The 9,101-nt window shown below is 71.6% G+C and carries 6 protein-coding genes; all 6 read right to left on the minus strand.

What is annotated here, in order from left to right; genetic code table 11:
* Nucleotides 1-2 precede the first annotated feature (2 nt).
* The 6 genes from asnB to EEJ42_RS22030 all read right to left on the minus strand — a co-directional run bounded on the left by asnB (nt 3) and on the right by EEJ42_RS22030 (nt 8,996).
* Complete coding sequence (asnB, locus tag EEJ42_RS22005; RefSeq protein ID WP_123102065.1) at nt 3-1,937, minus strand: asparagine synthase (glutamine-hydrolyzing); 1,935 nt, start codon at nt 1,935-1,937, stop codon at nt 3-5.
* Between the two features lie 3 nt (nt 1,938-1,940).
* The gene (locus EEJ42_RS22010) at nt 1,941-3,458 is read right to left on the minus strand and encodes a Wzz/FepE/Etk N-terminal domain-containing protein (RefSeq protein ID WP_123102067.1); all 1,518 of its coding nucleotides are present in this window, start codon (nt 3,456-3,458) and stop codon (nt 1,941-1,943) included.
* Entirely contained in the window at nt 3,455-4,852 is a 1,398-nt protein-coding gene (locus EEJ42_RS22015; RefSeq protein ID WP_123102069.1) for a Wzz/FepE/Etk N-terminal domain-containing protein, read from the minus strand. The genes EEJ42_RS22010 and EEJ42_RS22015 overlap by 4 nt, the downstream gene beginning before the upstream one ends.
* The gene (locus EEJ42_RS22020) at nt 4,849-6,129 is read right to left on the minus strand and encodes a glycosyltransferase family 4 protein (RefSeq protein WP_123102071.1); all 1,281 of its coding nucleotides are present in this window, start codon (nt 6,127-6,129) and stop codon (nt 4,849-4,851) included. Before EEJ42_RS22020 ends, EEJ42_RS22015 begins: the two co-directional genes overlap by 4 nt.
* Nucleotides 6,119-7,444 carry a nucleotide sugar dehydrogenase gene (locus EEJ42_RS22025; protein ID WP_123102073.1) on the minus strand — a complete coding sequence of 442 codons (1,326 nt, stop codon included), beginning with the start codon at nt 7,442-7,444 and terminating at the stop codon, nt 6,119-6,121. Before EEJ42_RS22025 ends, EEJ42_RS22020 begins: the two co-directional genes overlap by 11 nt.
* A gap of 73 nt (nt 7,445-7,517) precedes the next feature.
* Entirely contained in the window at nt 7,518-8,996 is a 1,479-nt protein-coding gene (locus tag EEJ42_RS22030; RefSeq protein ID WP_123102075.1) for a sugar transferase, read from the minus strand.
* Nucleotides 8,997-9,101: the final 105 nt, after the last annotated feature.

Genomic DNA, 9,101 nt, shown 5'->3' on the forward strand with positions numbered 1-9,101 from the left:
TCCTAAGCCGTTAACCGAGTGCTCTGGCCGGACCCAGAGGTCGCGTCGCGATACCAGTACTCGAGGGTCAGTACGTGCCACAGATGCTTGGAGAAGTCCCGCTGCCCGGCGGCGTCCTCGGCGACGAGCCGCTGAAGCGCTTCGCGGCGCAGGAACCCGGAACGGACGAGCTCGCCGTCGTTGACCACCTCGCGCACCAGCGGTGCCAGATCCCGGCTCATCCAGGCGCGCAGCGGGGCGCTGAACAGGCCCTTGGGCCGGTACACGATCTCCCGGGGCAGGATCGAGGTGGCCGCCTCCTTGAGGACGGCCTTGCCCTGCCGCCCGGCGATCTTGCGATCGCCGGGCACGGCGAACGCCGCCCTGACCACCTCGACGTCCACGTACGGCACCCGTACCTCGGTCGAGGCGGCCATGCTCGACCGGTCCGTGTACGTGAGGTTCAGACCCGGCAGGAACATCCGGGCGTCGCCCAGGCACATGCGGTTGACGAAGTCGTCGAGGTCGTTGTCCTGGTAGACGTCCGCATGCTCGGTCAGCACGTCGTCGACCGTCCCGGCCAGGTCCGGGTCGACCAGGGCGAGCAGCTCGTCCTGGTCGTACATGGTGTAGCTGCGCCGGAACGCGGTCTCCTCCGGCAGATCGGCGAAGGAGAGGAACCGCTTCGCGAAGCGCACCGACCGGTAACCCCGGCGGGACGTGGCGACCGGCAGCCGGTCCACGGCCCTGGACACCCCGCGCCGCAGGGGCCGCGGGACGCGCTGGTAGCGCAGCGCGATCAGGTTGGCCAGGTGCTTGCGGTAACCGGCGAACAGCTCGTCGGCGCCCATCCCCGAGAGCATCACCTTGACCCCGGCCTCCCGGGCGGCCGAGCAGATCAGGTACGTATTGATCGCGGCGGGATCGCCGATCGGCTCGTCCAGGTGGTACGTCATCTGCGGCAGCAGGTCGAGCACGTTCGGGGCGATCTCGATCTCGTGCAGATCGACGCCGAACCGCTCGGCCACCTGCCGGGCATAGCGCAGGTCGTCGGGCATCGCCTCGAACTTGGCGTCCTCGGCGCGGAACCCGATCGTGTAAGCGGAGATCCCGGGCCGGTCGCGGGCCGCCAGCGCGGTCAGGTAGCTGGAGTCGAGGCCGCCGGAGAGGAAGGTCGCCACGGGTACGTCGGAGAGCAGGTGCCGACGGGTCGACTCCTCGACGATGGCGGCCAGGTCGGGCCGCTCGCCGCTGCGGGCCCGCTCCCGGCCCTCGGCGGCGATGTCCTTCAGGTGCCAGTAACGGCCGCGCTCCACCCGGCCGTCGGGCCGGATCCGCAGCCAGCTCCCCGGCGGCAGCTTCTCCGCTTCGCGGAACGCGCACCGTGAGTCCGGCACCCAGTAGTACAGCAGCGAGGCCACCAGCGCCGCATGGTCCACCTCCAGCGACCCACCCGTCGCGGCGGCGAGCGCCTTGAGCTCGGAGGCGAACACCAGGCCCTCGCCACGCCGGAGCAGGAACAGCGGCTTGATGCCCAACTGGTCGCGGGCGAGCACCAGTTCACCGGTTCGCTCGTCGAAGATGCCGAACGCGAACATGCCGCGCAGCCGGGGCAGGCAGTCCGTGCCCCAGCGCCGCCAGGCCTCGAGCAGCACCTCGGTGTCGGAGGTACCGCGGAAGCGCACCCCGGCGGCTGCCAGCTCGGCACGCAGCTCGGGCGCGTTGTACAGCTCGCCGTTGTACGTCAGGACGAGGCCGCCCGAGACCATCGGCTGGGCGCCGGTCCCGGACAGGTCGATGATGGCCAGTCGGCGGTGCCCGAGGTGCACTTCGCCGTCGCCGGCGGGGTGGCTGTACCGGCCCGCCCCGTCCGGACCGCGGTGGGCGAGGGTGTCGGTGAGCCGGTCGGTCACGACCTTCCCGTCCGGCCATCGGTACGTGCCTGCGATGCCACACATGTCCTACCGCACCTCCTGGTCGCTGTCCGGGACCCGTGCGGCCCGCATCGGCAGTCGCTCCGTCCGCAGCTGGCCCGTCCCGTGTCGCAGGGCCGGCCGTTCGCCATGGCCCCGCAGCGCGACGTGCCCGTCCCACAGCGTGCCGTCGGTCCGGTCACGCGGATCGGGGTCGATCAGCACCACACCGATCACCGGAATGCGCTGGTCCGCGAGCTGCCGCGCCACGGTGTGCAGCCATGCGGCGCTGCCGTGCCCGGCCCGCACGACGAGCACGGTCCGGCCGCCGAGGTACTGGAGGTCGGTCCAGGCAGTGCCGGGCGCGACCGAGCCGACGCCGAGCCGGCGCTCCTGATGCGACACGGCCGCCGCACGTTCGCCGCTGACCACGGCCGGGCCTCCTGGCTTCTGGGGGTGGTTCGCCAGCTGCGGTCCCGGCAGACCATCGATGATCACCAATGGCCCCTCCGCCGCCAGTGCCTCCGCGAGGTTCAGGGCGATCACGCTCGTGCTGCGCGCACAGCCAAGTTCCAGCAGCGACAGCGGTTCCGCGGAGCCGCGCACGGTACGGGCCAGAGTCGTGGTGAGCCTTGTCCGTGCCGCCCGGGTCCGTCGGCGCTGCCACAGTGGGCCCGATCGGCGGGGCAGCTCCGCGATGACCGAGGCGCCCAGGTTCGCCGCGATGTCCCGGCGCAGCACGGGGCGGTCCGCCACCACCGCGCCGACCGCGGCCAGCGCGAGCCCGAGGACGAGCCCGAGGACGAGCCCGATCGCGGCGTTGGTGACAGCGGCCTTGGGCAGGGAGTGCCGCACCACGCGCGGGGCGTCCACGATCTGCGTGCCGGCCGTGACCCGGGGCGTGCCGATGCGCGCCTCCTCGGCGCGCTGGCCGTAATCGGCGATCCGCGAAGTCAGCTCGGCCCGGCGGGAGAAGAGCGACTCGATGTCCGCCGACGCCTGCGGGTCGCTCTCCGGCGATCGGCCTCCGATCGCCTTGTTGACCTTGACGAGCTCGTCCTGCATGCGGTCACGCTGGTCGAGCAGGGCCTTGGCCTCGGCCTTCGCGGTCTCCCGCATCCGCTTCACATGGTCGGCGACGAACGCGTCGGCCAGCGCCTCGGCCCGGGCCACCGCTTCTGCGTCGCTGTCACCCGTCACCGTGATCTGGAGCAGGTTGTTGGTCAAGCCGATACCCCAGTAGTCCCGCATGAAGTCTTCCGGGCGTACCGGGGACTTGAGGGACCGCAGGGCCTTGGCGGCGATCCGCGTGGTCCCCAGCACCTCGACGTCGGTGCGGATCAGCGTTCCGGTGTCGTTCGGCTGGTCCTCCTGATGCGCGACCAGAACCTTGGTCGCCGCGGTCGGCGGCGGCGGCAGCAGGACCGCCACTGCCGCGCCGATCAGCAGCCCCAGCAGCGCCAGCGAGCACCAGAGGCGGCGGCGCCTGCGCACCGCCACCACCAGCGCCTGGAGGTCGAGGAGCGGAGCGGCCGCCGACGACTCCGCAGTGGTGTTCGTCGTCACCCTGAACCCCCCGTCGCGTGCACGGGAACCGCGAGCGCCAGAGTGGCGTTCTCCGGAGGACGGTCGGCAGATCGCGTCGGGCGGGCCCGGACCGCGCCGGTGACGACGATGCCGACGACCTCGTGCCCCGCGTCCGCACACGCCTCGGCGATGCCGGCGAGCTCCCCTGCGGTCCAGCTGCCCGCGCTGAGCACGACCAGGGCACCGGACTCGGTGTCGCGGTCCGGCACCATCGGATGGGACACCGACACTTCCACCACCCGCAGCATGGGGTGTCCCCCGCTCGAAGAGCCCGGGGAAGGATCGCTCTTGGCCTCGGCCACGAGCTGCCCGGCGGCCCGGCGGGCGATCTCGTCGCCCTCCGGTACGACAACCAGCAGCCGCCGGGGGCCCGGCAGCCGGTTCCGGAGGCGAGCGCACACGCGCCGGTAGCGAATCCGCCTGCTGGCCTCGTCGCCCGACCTCTGCGGGGTGGGTATGTCCCACCGGGTGTCGAGGCCGAGGATCCGGCGGATCCGGGCCCGCGGGCCAGCGCCTTCCGGCCGGTGCGCGGGCCGTTCACCGGGTACGTCGACGGTACCCAGCAGTACCGAGCCCAGCGCCGCGGCGATCTCCGGTGCGGTGCGCAGCCGGCGGTTCACCCGTGCGGCGGCGAGATGGCCGATGATCGCGAGCAGGAGGAACAGCAGCGCCCCGCCGACGATAAGCTGCATCCTCGTCGGCGGTGCCTCGCCGGTGGGCCGGGCCGCCGGCCCCATGACGACCATGCCGGGCTTGTCGGTCGCCGGGTCGGCCTCCTCCAGCTTCTTCATGGCCTCCGCCAGCGCGGTGCGCAGCTTCTCGAGCTCGGTGCGGGCCTGCACGCTCTCCACGGTCTGCCCCGGATCGGCCGCTTCGGCCAGGTCGGTGATGCGGCGGTTGGTCTCCTCCACCTTCTTTCGCAGTGCGTCGAGCCCCGTCGCCGCTTCGGGGGCGGTGTTGTCGCCCGCGATCCGCGCGGCGTACGTGACGAACTGCTGGGCCACGTGGTCGGAGAGCCGTTGCGCGCGCTCCGGGGTGTCGGCCGTGCCCGAGATCTTGATGATGTTCCCGTCGGCGACCTTGACGCCCACGTGATCCCGCAGCTCGGTGCCGCTGACGCCGGTCCAGCGGAGCGTGGCAGCCGCCCGGTCGACCACCTCCGAACTGGTCGCGATCTCCACCTGGGTCAGCAGCTCGCGCTCCTCCCACTGCCCCGGCAGCAGGACCGATGCCGACGTCGTGTAACTCGGCGGGAACAGCAAAGAGGCGCCGTAGCCGACGAGCGCGCCCACCAGGGCGAGGAGGGTGAGAAGCCGTCGGCGCCGACGGAAAATCCGCCCGATCGTGACCAGGCGTATCGTGTCATCGCTCAACGGTGCTGCCTCCTCCGTGCCCGGACCGGCCCGCCCGCCGAACCGGGGGCGTGGTCACGGCAGGCAGCGGCGTAGGCGGCGAGCAGCGACGCTTGCGAGTTCCGCCAGGAGAGCGGCCCGCTGACCCGCTCCTGGCCGAGCTTTCCCATCCGGGCCCGCCTCTCCGGATCGTCAAGGAGCAGCGCGATGAGCCCCGCGAACGCGGCCTCGTCGTTGGCGGGCGCGTAGACGGCGGCGTCACCGGCGGAGACTCGCGCCTCTCGGAGGTCGAACGAGACGATCGGCCGGCCCATCGCCATGTACTCCAGGACCTTGTTCATGGTCGACACGTCGTTGAGCGGATTGCGCGGGTCGGGGGAGAGGCACACGTCCGCGGTGGACAGGTAGCGCACCAGGTCGGCGTCCGGTATGCGCCCGGTGAACTGCACCTGCTCCGAGAGCCCGAGCCGCCGGGACAGCTCCACCATCGCGTCGAAGGCGTCGCCGGCGCCGACGAACACCGCGTGCCAGTCGGTCCGTCCGACCTCGTCGCGCAACTTCGCCAGGGCCCGCAAGGCATAGTCGACGCCGTCCTGAGGGCCCATGACGCCGAGGTAGCACAGCAGATGAGGCTTGCCGCGCTTCAACTCCGGCTCGGGCGGCACCGGTTGGAAACGGTCGATCGCGGGCGCGCTGCGCACCACGAAGACGTCCTCCGACCGCCGTCCGCCACGGCGCACCGCGACGTCCCGGTAGCTCTCGTTCGTGGCGAGCACGATGTCCGCCGCCCGGTAGGTCCGCCGTTCCAGCGCGCACACGGCGCGGTAGAGCAGGTCTTCGCCGCGGTCGAACCGGGAGAGGTACAGCTCGGGCACCAGATCGTGCTGGTCGAAGACGAACCGCGCGCCACGCCGCTTCAGCCACAGCGCCGGCAGGAACAGCAGGTCGGGCGGGTTGCAGGCGTGGACCACGTCGACCGGGCCGACCTTGCGGGCCAGCCGGACCGTGTGCCACAGCGCCGATCCGTACTCCCGCAGGTAACCGGCCGGTCCTCCGGTGGCCGCGCGCAACGGGTAGCGGTGGATCCGCACCCCGTCGATCTCCGCCTCGGGCTCCGTGTCCCGCTTCTCCCCCCGGGGACAGATGACGTGCACCTCCCAGCCCGCGTCGCGCAGCGTCGTGCACTCCTGCCACACCCGCCGGTCGAACGGCACCGACAGGTTCTCCACCAGGATCAGCGCGCGACGGCCCGACCCGTCGCCGCCGGCCGTGTCATCGAACGACGTGTCACCAAGCAAGGCCTATGTACCCCGGTTCGGCCCGGCGCGCCTCGGCGTCGGGAAGGCGGATGAGGTCGACGATCACCGGGCCGTCACCCTGGGGCAGCGCCGACAGCACGGCCGGGTCCCCGGTCCCGACCAGGCACACCTCGGCGTGCTCGAGCACCTCGCCGACGGAGTCCGCGAGCAGCTGCGCGAGGTGCGGCAGCCGGTTCTCGATGTACTCGCGGTTCGCGCCGATCAGCCGGGAGAGGTTCACGTTGGCGTCGTAGATCCGCAGGTCGTAACCCTTGCCGAAGAGCCTCTCCGCCAGTTCGACGAGCGGGCTCTCGCGGAGGTCGTCGGTGCCGGGTTTGAAGGACAGCCCGAACATGCCGATCCGACGCTTGCCCGTGCGCTCGACCAGGTCCACCGCGCGTTGCAGATGTTCGGAGTTGGAGGGCAGTACGTGGGCGAGGATGGGCACCGAGACGTCGGCCCGCTGCGCCGCGTGAACCAGGCTGCGCAGGTCCTTGGGCAGGCAGGAGCCACCGAAGGCGAAGCCGGGCCGCAGGTAGGCGGGGCTGATGTTCAGCTTGCGGTCGGCCAGGAACACGTCCATCACCTGGTGCGAGTCCACCCCGAGCGCCTGGCACACCGCGCCCAGCTCGTTCGCGAAGCCGATCTTGAGGCCGTGGAACGCGTTGTCCGCGTATTTGATCGCCTCGGCCGTCGGGACCGGCACCCGGAACACCTCGCCGGGCAAGCCGTCGTACAGCGCCATCACCGCGTCGCCGCTGGCCGGGTCGAGCTCGCCGATGACGGTCTTGGGCGGGTCGAAGAAGTCCCGCACGCTCGTGCCCTCGCGCAGGAACTCCGGGTTGACCGCGACCCCGAAGCCCACCCCGGCCGTGCCGCCGACGTTCTTCTCCAGGATCGGTACCAGCAGGTTCAGGCAGGTGCCGGGGAGCATGGTGCTGCGGAACACGACGGTGTGTCGGCCCCCCTGCTCGGCCCCCTCGGCCAGCGCGGCGCCGATCTGCTCGGTGACCCGCTCCAAGTACGTGGTGCACAGGCTGCCGTTGGGCTCGGACGGCGTGCCCACGCAGACCAGCGACACCTCACTGCCCATGATCGCCTCGCGGACGTCGCCGGTAGCGCGTAACGCTCCGGTCCGCACGACCTCGGCGATGAGCTCGCCGATCCGCTCCTCGACCACCGGCGCCTTGCCGTCGTTGACCAGGTCGACCTTCACCTGGTTGACGTCCACCCCGATGACCTCGTGACCCAGGCTCGCCAGGCACGCGGCCGACACACAGCCCACGTAGCCGAGCCCGAAAACGCTGACTCTCATGCCCCGTCTCTCCCCCCAGGCAGGCCCTTGCGGCCCGCCTTCCGTGCGTCGGCCGGACGACGACCTCCGCGCATCAATAGGCCCCCTGCCCTTGGAGCACCGCACGCAGCGTCTTCCACAAGATCACTGTGTCCAGGGCGAGCGACCAGTCCTCCACGTACCGCAGGTCCAGCCGGACCGCCTCCTCCCACGGCAGGTCGCTGCGTCCGCTGATCTGCCACAGGCCGGTGAGCCCGGGCTTGACCAGCAGCCGCCGACGGATGTCCGGGCCGTACGCGGCGGACTCCTCCGGCAACGGAGGCCGCGGGCCGACGAGCGACATCGAGCCGGTGAGCACGTTGAAGAGCTGCGGGAGCTCGTCGATCGAGTAGCGGCGCAGCACCGCTCCCACCCGGGTCACCCGCGGATCCCGGCGGAGCTTGAACAGCAGGCCGGCGCCCTCGTTGCGGTCGGCCAGCTCGGCACGTGCCCGGTGAGCCCCGGCGACCATGGTGCGGAACTTGAGAATGGTGAACTCGCGGCCGTCCTTGCCGACCCTGCGCTGGCGGTAGAACACCCCGCCCCGACTGTCCATCAGCACGAGCAGCCCGACGAGCACCATCAGCGGCGCGAACAGCATCAGCAGGATCGCCGCGCCCATCCGGTCGACGACCGCTTTGACCGCCCGGCGGCCCCCGGTGAAGGTCGGCATGCTGACCCGCAGCAGCGGGATCCCCAGCACCGCGTCGACGTGCAGCCGCGGGCCGGCCACCTCCATCAGCACGGGGGCCACGACCATCTCGGTGTCGCTGCCTTCGAGGTTCCAGGCCAGCCGCTGTAGCCGGTCCGGTGACCAGTGCGGGTCCGGTGTGACCGCGACGACACGGTAGCCGTCGTGGCGGACGTGCTTGGCGACGTCCGCCAGTCGGCCGACGACCCGCACTCCGTCCAGTCGGTCACCGTCGAGCCCGCGACCGTCCGCCGTGCACACCGCCTCCACCCGCCAGCCGAGGTGCGGGAACTTGCGGGTCCGGGTGATCAGGTCGCGCACGGTGGCCGGGCTCCCGGCCGCGAGCACCGGTCGCAGGCACCGTCCTTCCTTCCGCTGTTTGTGCAGCCAGAGGCGCAGCAGATACCGCGCGGTCATGGTGACGAGCGCGATCGCGGGGATCGCGACGAAGATCCAGAGCTTGATGTTGCGCGAGGTGAGGGCGATCCCGCCGAGCGCCAGTACGACGGTCGCCATGAACAGTGAGCGTCCGAGCCGGCGGAATTCCTCGGCGCCCTGGCCGAGCACGGCCGGAGCCCATGACCGGCTCACCGCAAGCGCTCCCAGCACCAGCAGCTCGGTGCCGAATGCGAGAATTCCCCACTTCTCGTGCCAGTTGGCCGCGTCCCGGGCCCCGAAGAAGTTGCCGATCGCCGCCACCACGCAGGCGGTGGCCACGGTATCGCTGGTGATCACGGTACGGCGGTAGCGCTGCTCCCAGTCGATCGCGGGCCGGCCGATCGTCCCGTTCGCCGGCCGCCCGCGCGCTGATAAAAACGGGCTGGCTGATTCCCCCTGCTGCACAGACCCCCCCAGGTCGCCAGTGGGCTCGACGTATTCGCTCCACACGGTTCCTCCCCCCGGGAGGCCCCCGCCCCCCGCACTGTTCCCCCCTCGGGAGGCCCCCCG

Source organism: Streptomyces botrytidirepellens, from assembly GCF_003721215.1.
GTDB lineage: Bacteria > Actinomycetota > Actinomycetes > Streptomycetales > Streptomycetaceae > Streptomyces > Streptomyces himastatinicus.

Excerpts from the sequence above, each read along its gene's own strand:
- EEJ42_RS22025 (WP_123102073.1), bottom strand. The coding sequence starts at position 7,444 with ATGAGAGTCAGCGTTTTCGGGCTCGGCTACGTGGGCTGTGTGTCGGCC.
- asnB (WP_123102065.1), bottom strand. The coding sequence starts at position 1,937 with ATGTGTGGCATCGCAGGCACGTACCGATGGCCGGACGGGAAGGTCGTG.